This window comes from Nocardia sp. JMUB6875 (genome assembly GCF_041154655.1).
Lineage (GTDB): Bacteria > Actinomycetota > Actinomycetes > Mycobacteriales > Mycobacteriaceae > Nocardia.
The window spans coordinates 1-19,734 of the sequence record NZ_BAAFGR010000150.1; the positions used below are offsets into that span (position 1 = coordinate 1).

18 protein-coding genes are annotated in these 19,734 nt (G+C 68.6%); 4 read left to right on the plus strand and 14 right to left on the minus strand.

Annotation, left to right across the window (positions count from 1 at the left end):
• Positions 1-9: 9 nt before the first annotated feature.
• Positions 10-393 (plus strand): PPOX class F420-dependent oxidoreductase, encoded by a 384-nt coding sequence (locus ACAM49_RS30440; RefSeq protein ID WP_369639013.1) that lies wholly within the window; start codon positions 10-12, stop codon positions 391-393.
• A 55-nt stretch (positions 394-448) separates the two neighbouring features.
• The gene (locus ACAM49_RS30445) at positions 449-1,606 is read left to right on the plus strand and encodes a serine hydrolase domain-containing protein (RefSeq protein WP_369639000.1); all 1,158 of its coding nucleotides are present in this window, start codon (positions 449-451) and stop codon (positions 1,604-1,606) included.
• Positions 1,607-1,619: 13 nt separating this feature from the next.
• Here ACAM49_RS30445 and ACAM49_RS30450 read toward each other — a convergent pair whose 3' ends face one another.
• Complete coding sequence (locus ACAM49_RS30450) at positions 1,620-2,750, minus strand: M24 family metallopeptidase (protein ID WP_369639001.1); 1,131 nt, start codon at positions 2,748-2,750, stop codon at positions 1,620-1,622.
• Between the two features lie 242 nt (positions 2,751-2,992).
• Here ACAM49_RS30450 and ACAM49_RS30455 point away from each other — a divergent pair, with 242 nt between their 5' ends.
• Positions 2,993-4,567 (plus strand): deoxyguanosinetriphosphate triphosphohydrolase family protein, encoded by a 1,575-nt coding sequence (locus ACAM49_RS30455; RefSeq protein WP_369639002.1) that lies wholly within the window; start codon positions 2,993-2,995, stop codon positions 4,565-4,567.
• A 46-nt stretch (positions 4,568-4,613) separates the two neighbouring features.
• Entirely contained in the window at positions 4,614-5,582 is a 969-nt protein-coding gene (locus ACAM49_RS30460; RefSeq protein ID WP_369639003.1) for a 5'-3' exonuclease H3TH domain-containing protein, read from the plus strand.
• A gap of 18 nt (positions 5,583-5,600) precedes the next feature.
• On the opposite strand, the gene ACAM49_RS30465 is transcribed toward ACAM49_RS30460, so the two are convergent.
• From ACAM49_RS30465 to dop, 13 genes are all read right to left on the minus strand, one after another.
• Positions 5,601-6,029, minus strand: a complete 429-nt coding sequence (locus tag ACAM49_RS30465) for a hypothetical protein (protein WP_369639004.1) — start codon at positions 6,027-6,029, stop codon at positions 5,601-5,603.
• A 131-nt stretch (positions 6,030-6,160) separates the two neighbouring features.
• Positions 6,161-6,871, minus strand: a complete 711-nt coding sequence (locus ACAM49_RS30470; protein WP_369639005.1) for a DUF4333 domain-containing protein — start codon at positions 6,869-6,871, stop codon at positions 6,161-6,163.
• Positions 6,872-6,925: 54 nt separating this feature from the next.
• Complete coding sequence (locus tag ACAM49_RS30475; protein ID WP_369639006.1) at positions 6,926-9,637, minus strand: DEAD/DEAH box helicase; 2,712 nt, start codon at positions 9,635-9,637, stop codon at positions 6,926-6,928.
• A gap of 3 nt (positions 9,638-9,640) precedes the next feature.
• Positions 9,641-10,615 carry a twin-arginine translocase subunit TatC gene (gene tatC, locus ACAM49_RS30480; protein ID WP_369639014.1) on the minus strand — a complete coding sequence of 325 codons (975 nt, stop codon included), beginning with the start codon at positions 10,613-10,615 and terminating at the stop codon, positions 9,641-9,643.
• A gap of 120 nt (positions 10,616-10,735) precedes the next feature.
• Positions 10,736-11,008, minus strand: a complete 273-nt coding sequence (tatA, locus tag ACAM49_RS30485) for a Sec-independent protein translocase subunit TatA (protein ID WP_040809003.1) — start codon at positions 11,006-11,008, stop codon at positions 10,736-10,738.
• 87 nt (positions 11,009-11,095) lie between these two features.
• Positions 11,096-12,115 carry a 2-dehydropantoate 2-reductase gene (locus ACAM49_RS30490; protein ID WP_369639007.1) on the minus strand — a complete coding sequence of 340 codons (1,020 nt, stop codon included), beginning with the start codon at positions 12,113-12,115 and terminating at the stop codon, positions 11,096-11,098.
• Between the two features lie 8 nt (positions 12,116-12,123).
• Entirely contained in the window at positions 12,124-13,113 is a 990-nt protein-coding gene (locus tag ACAM49_RS30495) for a helix-turn-helix transcriptional regulator (RefSeq protein ID WP_369639015.1), read from the minus strand.
• Positions 13,114-13,250: 137 nt separating this feature from the next.
• Positions 13,251-14,243 (minus strand): helix-turn-helix transcriptional regulator, encoded by a 993-nt coding sequence (locus tag ACAM49_RS30500; protein WP_369639008.1) that lies wholly within the window; start codon positions 14,241-14,243, stop codon positions 13,251-13,253.
• 199 nt (positions 14,244-14,442) lie between these two features.
• A complete protein-coding gene (gene pafA / locus ACAM49_RS30505) occupies positions 14,443-15,801 on the minus strand; it encodes a Pup--protein ligase (protein ID WP_326360381.1) in 1,359 nt (452 codons plus the stop codon).
• A 224-nt stretch (positions 15,802-16,025) separates the two neighbouring features.
• A complete protein-coding gene (gene prcA, locus ACAM49_RS30510) occupies positions 16,026-16,796 on the minus strand; it encodes a proteasome subunit alpha (RefSeq protein ID WP_369639009.1) in 771 nt (256 codons plus the stop codon).
• On the minus strand, positions 16,793-17,653 hold the full coding sequence (gene prcB / locus ACAM49_RS30515; protein ID WP_369639010.1) for a proteasome subunit beta: 861 nt from the start codon (positions 17,651-17,653) through the stop codon (positions 16,793-16,795). Before prcB ends, prcA begins: the two co-directional genes overlap by 4 nt.
• The gene (locus tag ACAM49_RS30520) at positions 17,650-17,844 is read right to left on the minus strand and encodes a ubiquitin-like protein Pup (RefSeq protein ID WP_369639011.1); all 195 of its coding nucleotides are present in this window, start codon (positions 17,842-17,844) and stop codon (positions 17,650-17,652) included. Before ACAM49_RS30520 ends, prcB begins: the two co-directional genes overlap by 4 nt.
• Before the next feature lie 193 nt (positions 17,845-18,037).
• A complete protein-coding gene (gene dop / locus ACAM49_RS30525) occupies positions 18,038-19,537 on the minus strand; it encodes a depupylase/deamidase Dop (RefSeq protein ID WP_369639012.1) in 1,500 nt (499 codons plus the stop codon).
• Positions 19,538-19,734: the final 197 nt, after the last annotated feature.

Below are 19,734 nucleotides of genomic sequence, written 5' to 3' on the forward strand. Positions count from 1 at the left end.
CGCCCCGAACTGTCCCCCGCCGCCGCCGACTTCGTCACCGAGCGTCACCTGGCCACCCTCACCACCCTGCGCGCCAACGGCACCCCGCACGTGGTCGCGGTCGGTTTCACCTGGGATCCCGAGGCCGGGATCGCGCGCATCATCACCAACGACGGCTCCGTCAAGGTCAACAATGTGCGCCGTTCCGGCTATGCGGCGGTCAGCCAGGTCGACGGCCCGCGCTGGCTGACCCTCGAGGGCCCCGCCACCATCCTCGAGGATCCGGCCTCGGTCGCCGACGCCGTGGAGCGCTACGCGGGCCGCTACCGCCAGCCCCGCGAGAACCCGACCCGCGTCGTCATCGCCATCGACGTTCAGCGCGTGCTGGCCAGCAGTGTGTTCAAGGCCGATTAGTTTGCGGCACACCGATCGTCACCTTTCCTGAGTGCGCACGAGGGAAGGTAGAACCATGTCCACGCTTCGAGAGGTGTTGCAGGCACACGTCGACGACGGTGGCGTACCGGGTGCGGTGGGGCTGCTCGCGCGCGGCGATCGAGTCGAGATCTCCGCGGTCGGCCTGGCCCACGCCGGTGGCACGGTGCCGATGGCGGCCGATTCGCTGTTCCGCTGGGCGTCGATCACCAAACCGTTGACCGCCGCGGCCCTGCTGATGCTGGTCGAGGACGAAGTTCTCGGCCTGCACGATCCGATCGCGCCCTGGCTGCACGAGCTCGCGCACCCGATGGTGGTGCGCACCCCGGACAGTCCGATCGATGAGGTGGTGCCGGCGCATCGCCCGATCACGGTCTTCGACCTGCTGAGCTCGCAGGCCGGGTACGGCTGGGCCTCCGATTTCGAGCTGCCCGCGGTCCAGGCGCTGTTCCCGGTGCAGCGCGACGGGCGCGAACCGCAGAGCTACCCGTCGAGGGACGCGTGGCTGCGCGAACTGGCCGCGGTGCCCATGCTGGCCCAGCCGGGCACCGCGTGGCTCTATGACACCTGCTCGGTGCTGCAGGGCGCGCTCATCGAACGCGCCTCCGGCCGCACGCTGCCCGAGTTCCTCGCCGAGCGGATCTTCGAGCCACTCGGCATGTCCGACACCGGTTTCAGCGTTCCCGATGCCAAGCGCGACCGCTTCACCAGCTACTACCGCCGGTCTGCCACCGGCTTCGAACTCGCCGACGGCCCCGACGGCCAGTGGAGTACGCCACCGGAATTCGCCCTCGGCCACGGCGGTCTCGTGGGTACCGCCGACGACTGGCTGCGCTTCGCCCGCCTCCTGCTCGCCGACGGCGTCACCCCCGACGGCCGGAAACTGCTCTCCGCCAACTCCGTTCGCCTGATGACCACCGACCACACCACCCCGTCCACGCGCGCCTACGGCGACCTGTTCCTGGGCGGGCAGGGCTGGGGCTTCGGCGGCACGGTGGATATCGCCACGATCGAACCGTGGAATGTCCCCGGCCGCTACGGCTGGGTCGGCGGCACCGGCACCTGTGCGTACCTCGTCCCGTCCACCGGCAGCGTCGCCATCCTGCTCACCCAGGTGGGCGTGGACAGCCCGGTCCCGGACACGACCATGCGCGACTTCTGGCGCTACGCGGCCACTTTCGACGCGAGCGCCTGAAGTCCCGTGCGCGTCAGACCAGGCGAGTCAGCCCGTGCGGCCGCTTGTTCATCGATTCGCAGCCGTCCTCGGTGACGATCACGATGTCCTCGATGCGGGCACCCCAGTTGCCCGGGAAGTAGATGCCCGGCTCGATGCTGAAGGCCATACCCGGCTCGAGCACCAGATCGTTGCCCGCGACGATGTAGGGCTCCTCGTGAACCGAAAGGCCGATGCCGTGGCCGGTGCGGTGCACGAAGTAGTCGCCTAGCCCGGCGGCCACGAGCACGTCGCGGGCGGCGGCGTCGATGGATTCGGCGGTGGCGCCCGGGCGGACGGCGGCGACCGCGGCGGCCTGCGCGCGTTCCAGCTCGGCGAACTGGGCCGCGACCTCCTCGCCGGGCTCACCCAGCACATAGGTGCGGGTGGAGTCGGAGAAGTAGCCGGGCTCGACCGGGCCGCCGATATCGATGACCACCACATCACCGGGCTCGATCACGCGCTCGGACACCAGATGGTGCGGGTCCGCGCCGTGCGGGCCGCTGCCCACGATGACGAAATCGGCCTCGGTGTGGCCTTCCTCGACGATGGCGGCGGCGATATCGGCGCCCACCTCGGCCTCGGTGCGGCCGGGGCGCAGGAACTCACCCATGCGGGCGTGCACCCGGTCGATGGCCGCGCCCGCGCGCCGCAGCGCCTCGATCTCGCTGGCATCCTTCACCATTCGCAGCTCGCGCAGCAGCGGCGTGGCCGAAACCGGCAGCGAGCCAAGCTGATCGGCGATGGGCAGCAGGTGCAGGGCGGGCATCACATCGGTGACCGCCACGCGCGCACCGGCATTGAGCACACCGCGGACGATGCGGTACGGGTCCACGCCGTCCACCCAGTCCACGATCCGCAGCCCGAGCTCCCCGGCGGCCGAGCCCTTCAGGGAGGCCAGCTCCAGCTTCGGGATCACCACCGAGGGCGTCTCCCCGCTCGCCGGGATCACCAAACAGGTCAGCCGCTCGAAGGATTGGGCCCGCGATCCCATCAGGAACCGCAGGTCAGGCCCCGGTGTGATGAGTAGCGCGTCCAGATGGGCGTTGCGCGCCAGCTCCGCCGCCCGCTCCAATCGCGTCCCGTAGACCTCCGCCGCGAACCGTGACTCGTCATGAGAGCTCATGCCGTCCGACGCTACTCCCCGACCCCCGCCACCCTCCAGCCACCGACGAACTTCGCACCCCCACTGCCGAGTCACCGACCCGGACCGCGCACCGACCCCGCTGCGCCCCAGAACCTTTCATCGCGGTGTCACGAGCACTGTGTCCTTCACCGCAGCATCGTGCCCCGACAACCTCGTACCGGGCGAGCACGCTCGCCCGAGCAGCCACTTCGGAGCGACCCGATGCGGCTAGGGTCGAGACCATGATTGGTGATAGCCCGGACCCACGGACCGTTCGGCGCTGGCGCGGGTCCGCCGATTCCGCGCACCCGACGACCGCTGATCTCGCCGCGAGCCCGTATCGGGTGGATCGCGACCGCATCGTGGCCTCACCCTTCTTCGCTCGGCTCGGCGGCGTCACGCAGGTGGTGAGCGCCAGCGGATCCAGCCTGCTGCACAACCGCCTGACCCACAGCCTCAAGGTCGCACAGGTGGCTCGGGCGATCGCGGAACGCCTGTCGGCCGACGATCGGCTGGCACCGCTGCTGGACGCGCTCGGCGGCTGCGATCCGGACGTGGTCGAGGCCGCCGGACTCGCGCACGACCTCGGTCATCCACCGTTCGGACACCTCGGCGAGCAGGTGCTCGACCGCCAAGCCAGGCACCGATTCGCCCTGCCGGACGGTTTCGAGGGCAATGCCCAGAGCCTGCGCATCGTCACCACGGCCGACACCGGCGGACCCAGCGGGATCGGGCTCGACCTGACCGCCGCGGTCCGCGCGGCGATCCTCAAATACCCGTGGACTCGGCTGACCCATCCCGACCCGCATCCCCGGCACCTGGCCGAACCACCCCGGGGCGCGTCCGAGCCCAGCGACGCGCCGGGCACCGGCTCGAGCAAGTTCTCCGTCTACGTCACCGAGTGGGACGAGATGGCGCAGGCCAGAGCCCCGTTCGACGGGAAGCTGGCCACCTGGCAGCAGACGGTCGAGGCGTCGGTCATGGATATCGCGGACGACATCGCCTACGCCATCCACGATCTCGAGGACTTCCACCGCATCGGGGTGCTGCAATACGCGCCCATCGCGGCCGAGCTCGACCAATGGCGTTCCAGCCGTGGCGAACTCGCCGGGCTCGACCGTGCCGAACTCGCCAAGCGGTCGCGGCGGCCCGGCTGCTCGCTCGAACTGCTGCGCCGCCGGCTCCACCTCCGGGATTCCTGGATCGTGGACGACGACGCCTTCGCCGCCGCCGTGGCGCGGGTGTCCACCGAACTGGTCGACGGCCTGCTCGCCACGCCCTTCGACGGGTCGGCCGAGGCCGAGCAGACCGTCGGCAGGTTCTCCGCCGGCTGGACAACGAGATTGGTGTCCGGCATCACCGTGGTGCCGGATCCGCCGACTCGATCCGGGCATGTGATGCTCGCTCCCGCGCAGTGGCACGAAGTCCAAGTGCTCAAGTTCGTCCACAAGCAATTCGTCTTGCTCCGACCGGATCTCGCGCTGCACCAGCGGGGGCAGGCCCAGCTGATCACCGCCCTGGTCGAGGCCCTCGATCACTGGCTCGAAGACCGCTACGAGGCCAAACGGCTGCCGCACCGGCTGCAGGACCTGGCCGAACGCGCCGAAGAGGAATACAGCGCACTCGCCGCCACCGACCTGTCCGTCATCGGCCTGGCGGACGAGATTCCGCGCGGCATGGACCGGATCCGCAAGCTGGCGCGGGGGCGTGCGGTCATCGATTTCGTCGCCTCGCTGACCGACGGCCAGGCCGCGGCGCTGCTCGACGCCCTGTCCGGCCGCAGCTCCCAACCATGGTCGGACATGTACGTGCTGTAGCCGTCATGCGCCCGACTGTCGGCCGGTCCCGGTAGGGTCGTGCGCTATGAGCAACCCTGCCGCCGGTCCGCTGTTGCTGCTCGATGGGGCGAGTCTGTGGTTCCGGGCGTTCTACGCGATCCCGGAGAAGATCACGGCGCCCGACGGGCGGCCGGTGAATGCCTTGCGCGGCTTCACCGATATGGTCGCGGCGCTGGTCAAGCAGCATGCGCCGAGCCGGTTGGTGGTGTGCCTGGATCTGGATTGGCGGCCGCAGTACCGGGTCGATCTGGTGCCCTCCTACAAGGCGCATCGCGTCGCCGAGGAGGGTGGCGTCTCGGCCGACGGCGTGGAGCTCGAGGAAGTGCCGGACACGCTGACACCGCAGGTCGACATGATCATGGAGGTCCTGGAGGCGGCCGGTATCGCGACCGCCGGGGCCGAGGGGCTCGAGGCCGATGACGTGATCGGGACGCTCGCCACCCGCGAGGCCACCGACGAAGTGATCGTGGTGAGCGGCGATCGGGACCTGCTGCAGCTGGTGCGCGATACCCCGGCGCCGCCGGTGCGGGTGTTCTACGTCGGCCGCGGCCTGGCCAAGGCCGAGCTGTGGGGCCCGGCCGAGGTGTCCGCGAAATACGGTGTGCCCGAACAGAACGCGGGCCCGGCCTACGCCGATATGGCCACCCTGCGCGGCGACGCCTCCGACGGCCTGCCGGGTGTCGCGGGCATCGGCGACAAGTCCGCCGCCCAATTGATCTCCAAATACGGTTCGGTCGAGGCCCTGCGCGCCGCGGCCGCCGACCCGGATTCGGATATGGCCAAGGGCGTGCGCGCCAAACTCGTTGCCGCCGACGACTATCTGAAGGCCGCGGCCCCGGTCGTCCGGGTGGTGCGCGACGCCAAGGTCGACTACTCGGGCCCGGATCTATTGGCCCGCATCCCGGCGGATCCGGATCGGCTGGCCCAGTTGGCCGTTGCCTACAACGCCGAGAGCCCGGTCAAGCGCCTGATCACCGCCATGGCCAAGCGCTGAGCCGACGCCGCGGGCCGCTCAGTGCCGTAGCGGTCCGACCGGCCAGGTTTCAGGCTTGCCGTCGAGATCGGTGATGACCGCCTCGGTGAAGAATCCGTCCTGCGGCTTCCGCAGCGTGATGTGGGTGCCGCCGTCGGCCAGCTTCCCGGCCGCGCAGCTCGGCTGACAGACCCGCCGGTACTCGATGCCGTCGCCCTCGGCGGTATCGGGTCCCCAACTGCTCCAGGTGATATCGCGGACGCTCAGCCCGCCATCCCCGCACGCCAGCACCATGCTCGACGGCTCGACGTCGGTCTTGCCGCTGATGCAGTCATTGACCACCGGCGAGGCGCCCTCGGCCCCGGCGAACGGCGCGGAGGCCAGCCCGGCGGCGGCCACCGCGACCACGGTCGCGCTCCAGCCCACGGTTCGAACGGTCAGGTTCATAACGCCCCCGATCACGATCACCTAGAGAATTTCCGCCCACTGTACTCCCGGTAGGAAACCAGACAACCCCCGGCAATCGCGAAGGCCCGGCCGCGATCTCATCGATCACGCCCGGGCCCAACACAATTGACCGCGAAGCTACCCGCCAGAAATCAGCTGGGGCGGCCGACCTCGTAGGTGCCGTCATCCTTGGTGATCTTGATGGTCACCTTCTTGGCCTCGCCGCCCACCTTGAGGGTGCAGTCGAAGGTCTTGTCGACCTGGACCTTCTCCCCCGACGGGCAGCTCACGTCCTGCACGTCGTCGATGCCGTAGGAGTCCTTGAGCACCTTCTGCACACCGGTCGCGACGGCCTTGTTGTCTAGCTGGTCCTTGCTCAATAGCCAGGCCAGACCGCCACCGGCCGCGGCCAGCACGACCACGACCGCCGCCACGATGCCGATGATCAGACCGGTCTTCTTCTTGGCGGGCGCCTGCTGCTGCGGCCACTGCTGACCGGACTGCTGGTTCCAATCCGGCTGACCCGGCTGGCCCTGCTGCGGCCACTGCGGCTGACTCTGCCCCCACTGCTGCACCGGCTGCTGCGGCTGGCTCTGACCCCAGGGCTGCTGGACCGGCTGCTGCGGCTGGGACTGTCCCCACGGCTGCTGCTGCGGTTGCTGCGGCTGGCTCTGCCCCCACGGCTGCTGCTGCGGCTGTTGCTGGGACGGATCGCCCCACTGCGTGGTCGGCTGCGCGGGCTGCTGGCCACCCCATTGCTGAGTCGGTCCGGCGCCGGGCGCGGGCTGCTGCCCACCCCACTGGTGCGTCGGATCGTTGCCTCCCCCTTGAGGGGCGTCATTCGGTCCGTACGGGCCGCTCATTGCTTGCCTCCACTCGCAAATCCGTTGCTCTTTATCAAAGCACAGTCGTATCTACTACGCCGCGTCCACGGCCACGACACCCCGGCGGATGGCCCGCACGGCCTTGCTCGCGGTGGCCGCCACCTCGACATCGTCGGCGGTGCTGTGAATCTGGTCCAGCAGATCGATGACCTGACGGCACCAGCGCACGAAATCGCCCGCCGAGAGCGGGTTTCCGCGATCACCGCTGGCGAGCAGCGCATCAGCTAGATCGTCGCCGCGCGCCCAGGTGTAAACACCGGTGACGAAACCCAGGTCGGGTTCGCGGGTGGGTGACAGCCGATGCCGCGACTCGTCGGCGCGCAATTGCGACCACACCCCGATGGTGGCGTCCACGGCCCGGCGAATCGGCGCGGTCGGTCCCGAGGCGCCGAGGTAGCCGCCCTCCTGCCGCGACTCGTACACCAGGATCGACACCACCGCCGCCAGTTCGGCGGGGCCGAGCCCGCGCCACAGTCCCTGCCGAAGCGCCTCGGCCACAACCAGATCCGCCTCGGCGTAGATGCGCGTCAGACGACGCCCGTCCTGGGTGATCTCGCCGTCGGCGACGTAGCCGCGTTCCTCGAGCAGCCCGATGATCCGGTCGAAGGTGCGGGCCAGGGAGTTGGTGGTGGCCGCGACCTGCTGGCGCAGGTGCTCGGTCTCGCGGTCGATGCGGTTGTAGCGTTCCCCGATGCGCGCCAGCTGTTCTCGATCCGGCCGCGAGTGCGCCGGATGATTGCGCAGCGCGCGCCTGAGCGTTTGCAGATCGCGGTCGTCGGCGGCCTTGGACTTGCCGCCGCCCTGGCGTCCGCGCCGGGGCACGGTGATACCGGTGCTGCGCAGCGCCGAGGCCAGATCCCGGCGCACCCGCGCCGTGCGATGGTCGACGTGCTTGGGCAGCCGCAACCGTCCCAGCGATTCGGCCGGGGTCGGGAAGTCCGCGGCCGAGACGCGTCCGGCCCACTTGTCCTCGGTGAGGACCAGCGGACGCGGATCACCCGGTGTCGCATCGGGTTCCAGGATCACCGCGAGGCCCTGGCGGCGTCCGGACGGAATCGCCACCACGTCTCCGCGCCGCAGCGCGGTCAGCGCCGTGACCGCGGCCTGGCGGCGATCGGTGCGGCCCTGGCGTTCCAGGTGGCGTTCCCGTTCGCGAATGCGTTCGCGCAGTTGGATGTATTCGAAGAAGCTCTCGTCGCCGAGCTGCGAGCGCAGCTTGCGCATCTGGGCCTCATTGCGTTCGATGCCCCGCACCAAACCCACGACCGACCGGTCGGCCTGGAACTGGGCGAAGGACCGCTCCAGCAGCGCCCGGGATTCCACCGCGCCCATGCGGTCGACCAGGTTGATCGACATGTTGTAGCCCGGCCGGAAGGAAGACCGCAGCGGATAGGTCCGCGTCGAGGCCAGACCCGCGACCGCGCTGGTGTCGACCTCGGGCTGCCACAGCACCACCGCGTGGCCCTCGACATCGATGCCGCGCCGCCCGGCGCGCCCGGTGAGCTGCGTGTACTCCCCCGGCGTGAGCTCGGCGTGGCTCTCACCGTTGAACTTCACCAGCCGCTCGAGCACGACGGTCCGCGCGGGCATGTTGATGCCCAGAGCCAGTGTCTCCGTGGCGAACACCGCGCGCACCAGCCCGCGCACGAACAGTTCCTCGACCGTGTGCCGGAAGGCGGGCAGCATCCCGGCGTGGTGCGCGGCGAACCCGCGGTGCAGCGCCTCGCGCCATTCCCAGTACCCGAGCACCTCGAGGTCGCTGCGCGGCAGGTCCCCGGTGTGCTTCTCGATGATCGCGTCGACTTCCTCTCGGTCGTCGTCGCGGGACAGATCCAGCCGCGACCGCACGCATTGGGCAAGGGCCCCATCGCATCCCGCGCGGCTGAAGATGAAGGTGATCGCGGGCAGCAAGCCCTCGTCGTCGAGTTTGGCGATCACCTCCGGCCGCGGCATGGGCCGGAACGAGCGCCGCGGCCCGCCCCGCCCGCGCCCCGGCACGGCCCAATTGTCCATCCGGTCAACGGATTCGCGGTGCTTGATGTAGCGCACCAGATCCCCGTCCACGATCACCTTGGCGTCGCTGGACTTGGAGTCGAACAGGTCGAACATGCGCCTGCCGACCATGACGTGCTGCCACAGCGGCACCGGCCGGGTCTCGTCGACGATGACGGCGGTGTCGCCGCGCACGGTCTCCATCCACGCGCCGAACTCCTCGGCATTGGAGACCGTCGCCGACAGGCTGACCAGGCGCACCTCGGGCGGCAGGTGCAGGATGACCTCTTCCCACACCGCGCCGCGGAAGCGGTCGGCCAGGTAGTGCACCTCGTCCATGACGACATACGAAAGCCCGCGCAGCGCATCCGAACTCGCGTAGAGCATGTTGCGCAGCACCTCGGTGGTCATCACCACCACCGAGGCGTCGGGATTGATGGACTGGTCGCCGGTCAGCAAGCCGACCTCGTCGCGACCATAACGTTCGGTGAGATCGGCGAACTTTTGATTCGACAGCGCCTTGATCGGCGTCGTGTAGAAACACTTGCCGCCCGAGGCCAGCGCCAGGTGGACGGCGAATTCGCCCACCACGGTCTTGCCCGCGCCGGTGGGCGCGCAGACGAGCACACTGTGCCCGCCTTCGAGCGCCACACACGACTGCCGCTGGAACGGATCGAGCTCGAATTTCAGTTCGGCGGCGAATGCCGCCAGTTCGCCAGACTGCGTCGAATTACTAAGCGACCTTGATGTCACTTTTCAGAGAGTATCGGAGTAATCCGACACTGTTCCCGTGGTTTTCTCCACCGGTGTGGCGGCCACCGGTTCGGCGGTCGGCACCGGGGTCGGGGCGTCGACGCCGCCCGGCGAGGTATCCAAGGGGGATGCCTGGTCGTCGGCGAGGTTGTCCCAGTTCTCGGCATTGCGGGCGCGCCGCTTGTCGTTGAACCGCGCCACCTGCACCGCGATCTCGAACAGCAGGGTCAGCGCGAGCGCCAGCGCCAGCATGGAGATCGGGTCCTGCGGGGTCACGATGGCCGCGAACACGAACAGGCCGAAGATCAGCCCGCGCCGCCACTTGGTGAGCCGCGCGTAGGTCAGCACCCCGAGGAAGTTCAAACCCACGATGAGCAAGGGTGTTTCGAAGCTCACACCGAAGATCACCAGCAGCTTGATGATGAAGCTGAAGTATTGCGCACCGCTGAGCGCGGTGATCTGCACGTTGTTGCCGATGGTCATCAGGAAGCTGAGGGCATGGGCGACAACCCAGTACGCCAGCACCGCGCCCGCGATGAACAGCGCCGCGCCCGCGGCCACGAAGGAGATCGCGTACTTGCGTTCCTTGGCGTAGAGGCCCGGCGTGATGAACGCCCACAGCTGATACAGCCAGAACGGGCTGGCCACAACCACACCCGCGGTCGTACCGACCTTCAGGCGCAACGTGAACTGCTCGAACGGCGCGGTCGCCAGCAACCGGCAGGCGCCGTCGGCGCTGAGATTGGCCCGCGAGGACGCGGGCAGATCACAGTAGGGCCCGCGCAGGATCTCACCCAGGCTCTCGATCCCGAAGATCGAATGCGAGTACCAGAAGAACCCGAACAGGGTGCCGATCGCGATCCACGCCAGGGCGACGAGCAATCGCGTGCGGAGCTCCGACAGGTGGTCCACCAGGGTCATGGTGCCGTCGGGGTTCGTGCGGCGCCTGCTGCGCCGGGGATCGAACGGGATGCGTATACGCATGTGTGTGTGACTGCCTCCGCCTTGCGGCCGACAAAACCGGAGCCTCGCGGCCACCCGGACCCGGACAACGACCGGCCCGGGATGAGATCACTCATCCCGGGCGAAAACGTGGTCTCAGGCCTTCTGCTGGTCGTTCGGCTGCGGCGCGGGCTGCGGCGCCGGCTGAGCCGGGGGCAGCTGGGCCGGCGGCTGCACCGGCTGGGCCTGGGCCTCGGGAGTGGCCTCGCCCGTCTTGCCCTCGTTCTGCATCTGGCTGACCTCGGTCTTGAAGATGCGCATCGAGCGACCGAGGCTGCGGGCAGCATCGGGCATGCGCTTCGAACCGAAGAACAGCAAGAAGATCAGCACGACGATCAGCAAGTGCCACGGGCTGATGGCGCCTGTCATTCCATTACCTCCAAAGACTCTGGTGAGTCCGACTCTACCGGACCCGCATATCGCGAAGCTTCTTGTCAACCCTTGTTCGCCGCGCCGTCACGCGCGGCCGCCGCTCCGATTGGCGGACGCGGCCGTGAGTTGTTCGAGCAATTCCGGGCCCGACCAGGTTCGCCGGTCGCCGTTCTCCGCAGCTGTCACGAGCTCGATCAGCTTCTGGTTCACCGGCGTGGGTATTCCTACCATGGCGCCGAGGCTGACGATTTCACCGCACAGCCAAGGGATTTCGGTTTTGCGCCCGGCGGCGAGGTCGTCGGCCATGGACGAGCGGGCCACCGGATCGACTGCCAGCACTTTCGCGGCAACCCGGCGGAACACGCCGTCGGGGACGGTCAGCAGCCGGGCCATCGCCTCCGGGGGCAGCGGGGTGAGCCGGGCCGGGCGGATGCGGGCCGCGGCCATGGCCGCGAGGGCCTCGCGCTGGGCCAGCGACAGGCAGCGGCGGTAGTCGCGGGTGCCCAGTTCCTCGCGCAGCGGGCGACCCGAGAGCGCGTTGATGGGATTGTTCAGGTTCAGCAGCAGCTTGGCCCATTGGATGGGCAGCAAGTCGGGGTGCCGTTTGAAGCCGAGTCCGGATTTGCCGAGGATCGGGGCGAAGCGGTTGAGGACCGGGTCGTCGGCGATGTCGACGGTGCCCGCGGTGCCGCGGTGGAAGCGGCCCTGGCCGTGGTGGACCACATTGAACATGACCATGCCCGCGAGCACCACGCAGGTGGGCAGGATCTCCCGAATGACCGCGTCGTTGCCGATGCCGTTCTGCAGGCTGACGACCACCGTGCCGGGCTTGACCAGACCGGCCAGTTGCGCGGCGGCGGTCGCGGTGCCCGCGGATTTCACCGTGATGAGCACCAGATCGGTGTCGCCGCTCGGTTCGGTGGCGGTGTGGAAGGCGCTCGGCTCGACCGTCGCGCTGTCGCCGTCGAGATCGGTGAGCCGCAGGCCGAAGGTGCGCAGCTCGTCGAGCACGCGCGGGCGGCCGACGAAGGTGACCTCGGCCCCCGCCGCGGCCAGCCTGCCGCCGACATAGCAACCGATGCTGCCCGCCCCCAGCACCGTCACGCGCAAACTCAAGCGGGACCGACCCCCTCGAGGCCCGGGGTGAAGGCATTGTCCTCGGCGGCCGCGGCGTAGGCCGACAGCGCCGAGCTCGACCGTTCCCGCACCGCGGTCACCAGTTCGGCCGGGCCGAGCACGGTCACGCCCGCGCCGAAGCCGAGCAGCAGTCGCGCCATCCAGTCCAGGGTGGCGAAGCGCATGGTCGCCTCGACGCTGCCGTCGGGGTGGGTGGTGACCTTGTGCATCGGGTACTGCTCGAGCACCCAGGCGTAGTCGGTGCGAATCAGCAAGCGCGCCAGCGGGACCGCGGGATCGTCGACGAACAGGTCCAGGGCCGCGGTCTCGTCGGCGGCTGCCTCGGCGGGCGGGCGCGCGGGCTCGTCGAGCTCGGTCGCCTCTTCGATGCGATCGAGGCGGAAGAGCCGGACGCCCTCGGCTTGCCGGCACCATGCCTGCAGATAGCTGTTGTTGTCCACCAGCACGATTCGGATCGGGTCCACGACGCGCTCGGAGACCACATCGCGGCTCGCCGAGTAGTAGACCAGGCGCAGGGCGTGATCGTGCTCGAGCGCGGACCGGACGGTCGCCACGGCGGGCGCCTCCACCGGCACCGGCTGGGTCGGGCCCGCGAATTCCACTCCGGAGATGGCGGATTCGATCTTCGCGATGGCCGCGTGCGCCGCGCTCGGATCCACCATGCCGGGTAGGTCGGCGATAGACCGCAGCGCCACCAGCAGGGCGGTGGCCTCCAGCGAGGTGAGCCGCAGCGGCCGGTCGATGCCCGCCGAGAAGGTGACCTCGATGCTCTCCTCGGAGAACGACAGGTCGATGAGATCACCGGGACCGTAGCCGGGCAGCCCGCACATCCACAGCTGGTTCAGGTCGGTCATCAGCTGTTTGGTGGAGACGCCGAGTTCGGCCGCCGCCTCCGCCGCGCTGATGCCCGGGTTCGCCTGGAAGTACGGGACCATATTGAGCAGCCGCGCCAGGCGGGTCGACAACCGACTGGTGGCGGCTGAACTCCCCCGCCGGTCCTTGGCACCGTCGGAAGACCGTCCGCCATCGGAGTTTCCACCCTTACGGGCACTGTTCGCCTCGGACGCGTTGTCTCCCCGGCGTTTCCGCGCCGTCGACTCACTCACGCGGTGACCTCCGTCCGTTCCAGCACCGACTTCAGGCGCGCGATCACATTGTCGCGCAGTTCTTCCGGTGCGAGCACCAGGGCGTCCGCGCCGAGTCCGGTGATGAGCCGGGCCAGCCAGTCGCGCGAGCGGATGGGCACCTCCACGATCGAACCCTTGCGCCCGCCCACGGTCCGCTCCTCCATGATCGGACCCAAGCGGCGGATCTCCTGCCCGCGCCCGTCGGCGACCCACACCGTCGCCGATCCCGTGATCGGCGTCTGCGCGGTGACCTCGGCGACCACCGCGCGCAGGTCCAGGTCCTCGGGCTTGTGCACGGCATTGGCCGGGCCGTATTCGGTGACGTCCTCGTCGATGCGCGAGATGCGGAACACCCGCTGCGCGTCGCGGGCATTGTCGTGCCCGACCAGATACCAGCGCCCGTGATGGGTGACCACACCCCACGGCTGCACATCCCGCTCGACCGGATCCCCGTGCGACTGACGGTGTTTGAACTTCACCGACCGTCCGGCATCGATGGCGGCGAGCAGCTTGCCCAGCACCGGCTCCGAACCGCGCGTCCGGGCGGGGACCGCGGGCACCGCCGACACCCCGGCGTCGGGCTCCACGTGAATCCCGGCCGCGCGCAACTTCAGCAGCCCGCTCTCGGCGGCCGCCGCCAGCTCCGGCGACTCCCACAACTGCACCGCCACCGCGACCGCGGCGGCTTCCTCGCTGGTCAGGTCGATATCGGGCAGTTCGTAGGCATCCCGGTTGATCCGGTAGCCCTCGACGCTCGAATACCGGCTCACCGGACCGATTTCCAGCGGAATGCCCAGATCGCGCAGCTCGTTCTTGTCCCGCTCGAACATGCGGCTGAACGCCTCGTCGCTCGCGGACTCCTCGTACCCGGCCACACTGTCGCGGATGCGCTCCGCGGTGAGGAACTGCCGGGTGGACAGCAGCGCGATAACCAGATTCATCAACCGCTCGACCTTGGATATCGCCACCCGATAGAGAGTAATGGGCGCGTCGCCGGTGTGGAGCATGGGCGGTCGCGTTTTCCCACCGGCGTTCCCCGGACAGCCCACCGGCGTTCCCCGGACAGACGGACGGGCCGCGAACCGAGGGGCGGTTCGCGGCCCGTCATCCGGTACCTACGCGGAGGCCGGTACCCGGGTTCATCCCTGCGCCGGGGCGATGAGCCGACTACATCGAGGCGATGAGCCGATCCACTCGCTCGTCGACCGAGCGGAAGGGGTCCTTGCACAGGACCGTCCGCTGCGCCTGGTCGTTGAGCTTCAAGTGGACCCAGTCCACCGTGAAGTCGCGACCCGCCTCCTGCGCCGCGGTGATGAAATCACCCCGCAGCTTGGCCCGGGTGGTCTGCGGCGGCGTGGTGACCGCGGCATCCACCGCGTCGTCCTCGGTGACCCGCTTGGCCAGACCCTTGCGGGCGAGCAGGTCGAAGACGCCGCGGCCGCGCTTGATGTCGTGATAGGCCAGATCCAGCTGGGCGATCTTGGGATCGGACAGCTCCATGTTGTAGCGATCCTGGTAGCGCTGGAACAGCTTGCGCTTGATGATCCAGTCGATCTCGGTGTCCACCTTGGCGAAGTCCTGCGCCTCGACGGCATCGAGGGTGCGGCCCCACAGATCCACCACCGCGTCGACCTGCGGATCGCGATCGCGGTTGCGCAGGTGCTCGACGGCGCGGGCGTAGTACTCGCGCTGGATGTCGAGCGCGGAAGCCTGACGGCCCCCGGCCAGCCGCACCGGACGGCGTCCGGTGAGATCGTGCGACACCTCGCGGATGGCGCGAATCGGGTTGTCCAGAGCGAAGTCTCGGAACGCGACGCCGGCCTCGATCATCTCGAGCACCAGCGAGGCCGTGCCCACCTTGAGCATGGTCGTGGTCTCGGACATGTTCGAATCGCCCACGATCACGTGCAGGCGCCGGTACTTCTCCGCATCGGCGTGCGGCTCGTCGCGGGTGTTGATGATCGGCCGCGACCGGGTGGTCGCCGAGGAGACGCCCTCCCAGATGTGCTCGGCCCGCTGCGACAGGCAGAAGGTGGCGGCCTTGGGCGTCTGCAGCACCTTCCCGGCCCCGCAGATCAACTGCCGGGTAACCAGGAACGGCAACAGCACATCCGAGATCCGGGAGAACTCTCCGGCGCGCACCACGAGGAAGTTCTCGTGGCAGCCGTAGGAGTTGCCGGCGGAGTCGGTGTTGTTCTTGAACAGGTAGATATCGCCGCCGATACCCTCCTCCGCGAGCCGCTGCTCGGCGTCTATGAGCAGATCCTCGAGGACCCGCTCGCCGGCGCGGTCGTGAGTGACCAACTGCACCAAGCTGTCACATTCGGCCGTGGCGTACTCCGGATGGGAACCGACATCGAGGTAGAGCCGGGCACCATTACGAAGGAACACGTTCGAGCTACGGCCCCAGGAAACCACCCGGCGGAACAAGTACCGGGCCACCTCGTCAGGACTCAACCGACGGTGACCGTGGAACGTGCACGTCACCCCGAATTCGGTCTCGATCCCCATGATTCGTCGCTGCACCCTATCGACATTACAGCGCTGAAGTCGCCGGTAACGGGCTTGTCGGACAGCTCATGCAAACGTATTCACAACGATTTAGCACGGGCTGCAACGTCGCACGCGTCTTAGCCTGCGAAAAAGCAAGGCTCCTTTGCACTCTGCTATTGAGAGTGCAAAGGAGCCTTATCCCGAATAGCGGGATTTTGCTGGCGCCGTTGCGGGCCCTTACTCGACCTGCCGGGGGCCTAGGACGGGTCTCCGCTGGACGGCTTCTCGGCCTCGGCGGCCGCTTTCGCGTTGGGCGCCTTGCCGGTGATCAACTGCGACAGCGCCGCGCCCTGGATGCGGCGGAACGCCCGCCGCGGCCGGGACTGCTCGAGGGTTGCCACCTCGAGCGAGCCCGAATTCAGGGTCCGGGCCTTGTCCTTGTCGCCCTCGGGGACGGCCTTCTGCAGCGCGGCCACCGCCGTGGCGATGGCCGAATGCAGGTCCATGCCCGGCTTGTAGGAAGCCTTGAGGGCGGTGGTGATCGGGTCGGTGTTGCCGCCCATCACCACGAATTCCCGCTCGTCGACGATGGATCCGTCGAAGTTGATGCGATACAGCACCGAGTTGGTGGACTGCTCCGGGTAGCCCACCTCCGCGACGCAGATCTCCACCTCGTAGGGCTTGAGCTGATCGGTGAAGATGGTGCCGAGGCTCTGCGCGTACAGGTTGGCCAGGAAGCGGCCGGTCACGTCGCGCCGGTCGAACTGGTATCCGCGCAGGTCCGCCTGCAGGATGCCGCCGCGGCGCAGCGCCTCGAACTCGTTGTACTTGCCGACCGCGGCGAAACCCACCCGGTCGTACAACTCACTGATCTTGTGGAGGGTGGCCGAGGGATTCTCGGCCACGAACACCACGCCCTTGTCGTAGACCAGCACGACGACGCTTCGACCGCGCGCGATGCCCTTGCGCGCGAGCTCGGTCTTGTCGCGCATGATCTGTTCGGCCGACGCGTAATACGGCAGTGTCATGCTTCGCCGATCCCCTCTGCGGCCTGCGCGGCCCGCTCCTCCACCATGGCTCGGGTGATCTCCTTGAGCCGCTCCTCGGTCACTTCCTCGGAGCCCTCGGCGTCGATCACGATCGCCGTCGGGTAGATGTTGCGCATGGTGTCCGGCCCGCCGGTGGCGGTGTCGTCATCGGCCGCGTCGAAGAGCGATTCGATCGCGATCCGCAGCGCCCGGTCCTGATCGATACCGCGCGCGTAGGTCTTCTTCAGCGACGACTTGGCGAACAGTGAACCCGACCCCACCGCGGTGTACCCGAAGCGCTCCTCGCTGCGACCACCGACCACGTCGTAGGACACGATGCGCCCGGCTTTGTCCGGGTCCAGCGCGTCCGGGTCGTAGCCGACCAGCAGCGGCACCACCGCGAGACCCTGCAGGGCCGCGGGGAGGTTGTCGCGCACCATCTTCGACAGCTTGTTGGACTTGCCGTCGAAGGTGAGGGGAACGCCCTCGATCTTCTCGTAGTACTCGAGCTCCACCGCGAACAGGCGGATCATCTCGATCGCCATGCCCGCGGTGCCCGCGATACCGGCCGCGGAGTAGGTGTCGGTGATGTACACCTTCTCGATGTCGCGCTGGGCCAGCAGGTTTCCCTGGGTGGCGCGGCGATCACCCGCGATCAGCACACCGCCGCGGTAGCTGACCGCGACGATGGTGGTGCCGTGCGGGGCGATATCCGACGGCACGCCCGGATTCGGGTGGGTGCCGCCGGATCCGATCACGTTGCCGGGCAACAGTTCCGGAGCGTGGAGACGCAGGTACTCGGAGAAAGAGGATTGGGCGAACCCCAACTGGAGCCGCAGGGGGTCACCTTGGGTCACTGGCCGCCCTTCTGCACGTACGCCCGGACGAAGTCCTCCGCGTTCTCCTCGAGCACGTCATCGATCTCGTCGAGCAGGTCGTCGGTTTCCTCCGCGAGCTTCTCGCGGCGTTCCTGTCCGGCAGCGCCGGTTCCCTCCGGACCCTCGTCCTCGTCGCCACCACCGGCGCGCTTGGTCTGCTCTTGTGCCATAGCAGCCGACCTCCTCTGTGATCATCGGCGAGCACCGGAGAAGATCCGATGCTCGTCCCCCAACACTACCCATCAGCCCGGACAACATGCCGGATTAAACGCCATTGTGCTGTCCCCGCGATCTCTCCGCCGCCATGTCACGGACATGAAAAAGGGGCACACGGTTTGCTCCGTGTACCCCTTTTCACACTCGTCAGTGGGTCAGTTGCTGCACCAGTTCCGAGGCGGTGTGCACGCCGTCGAGCAACTTGCCGACGTGGGACTTGGTGCCGCGCCGGGGTTCCAGGGTGGGGATGCGGACCAGGGAGTCGCCGCCCAGGTCGAAGATGACCGAATCCCAACTGGCGGCGGCGATGTCCGCGCCGAAGCGGCGCAGGCACTCGCCGCGGAAGTAGGCGCGGGTGTCGGTGGGCGGGTTGGTCATGGCGTCCATGACCTGCTGCTCGCTGACCAGGCGCTGCATGGAGCCGCGGGCCACCAGTCGGTTGTAGAGGCCCTTGTCCAGGCGGACATCGGAGTACTGCAGGTCGACCAGGTGCAGCTTCGGGGCCGCCCAGGACAGGCCCTCGCGGTTGCGCATGCCCTCGAGCAGGCGCAGTTTGGCGGTCCAGTCCAGCAGGTCGGCGGTTTCGAGGGGGTCGCGCTCGAGCAGGTCGAGGACATGGGCCCACTTCTCGATGACGTCCTTGGTGCGGGCGTCGTCGTTTCCGTTGCGGTCCATGAACTTCTCGACGCGGTCGAGGTAGATGCGTTGCAGCGCAAGGCCGGTCAGCTCGCGCCCGTCCGAAAGGGCAACGGTGGCACGCAGAGTCGGGTCATGGCTGATGGTGTGCACCGCGGTCACCGGGCGGGCCAGCTGCAGATCGGAGAGGTCCTCACCGGCCTCGATCAGGTCCAGCACCAGGGCGGTGGTGCCCACCTTGAGGTAGGTGGACCATTCGGCGAGGTTGGCGTCGCCGATGATGACGTGCAGGCGGCGGTACTTGTCGGCGTCGGCGTGCGGTTCGTCGCGGGTGTTGATGATGCCGCGCTTGAGGGTGGTCTCGAGCCCGACCTCGACCTCGATGTAGTCGGCGCGCTGGGACAGCTGGAAGCCGGGGGTGTCGCCGGACTGGCCGATGCCGACCCGGCCGGAGCCGCAGATCACCTGGCGCGAGGCGAAGAACGGGGTGAGCCCGAGAATGATCTGGTTGAACGGGGTCTCGCGGCTCATGAGGTAGTTCTCGTGGGTGCCGTAGGAGGCGCCCTTGCCGTCGACATTGTTCTTGTACAGCTGCATGCGGGCCGCGCCGGGCACGCTGGAGGCGTAGCGGGCGGCGGCCTCCATGACGCGTTCGCCGGCCTTGTCCCAGATCACCGCGTCCAGCGGGTCGGTGACCTCGGGCGCGGAGTATTCGGGATGGGCGTGGTCCACGTAGAGGCGAGCCCCGTTGGTGAGGATCATGTTCGCCGCCCCGACCTCGTCGGCGTCGATCACCGGCGCGGGCCCGTTGAGCCGCCCGAGATCGAATCCGCGCGCGTCGCGCAGCGGTGATTCCACCTCGTAGTCCCAGCGTGTGCGCTTGGCGCGGGGCACGCCCTCGGCCGCGGCGTAGGCGAGCACCGCCTGGGTCGACGTGAGAATCGGGTTGGCCGACGGCTCGGTAGGCGTCGAAATGCCGTACTCGACCTCGATTCCGATGATGCGCTGCATGGCATCGAGCCTAGGCGAAGGGCACGCCCGGACGCGGGTGGACTGTCCGGGTTGGTGTCATTCGCGAGTCCGCCGAGGTCATTCGCGAGTCGTACGCCGGATCGTCCTCGCGGGCGATCCGCGCCGGACGGGCACCACGGAACAATGACCGACATGGTCGAATCGGCTTCCCCGCCCCGCCCGCCGCACCCGGACGG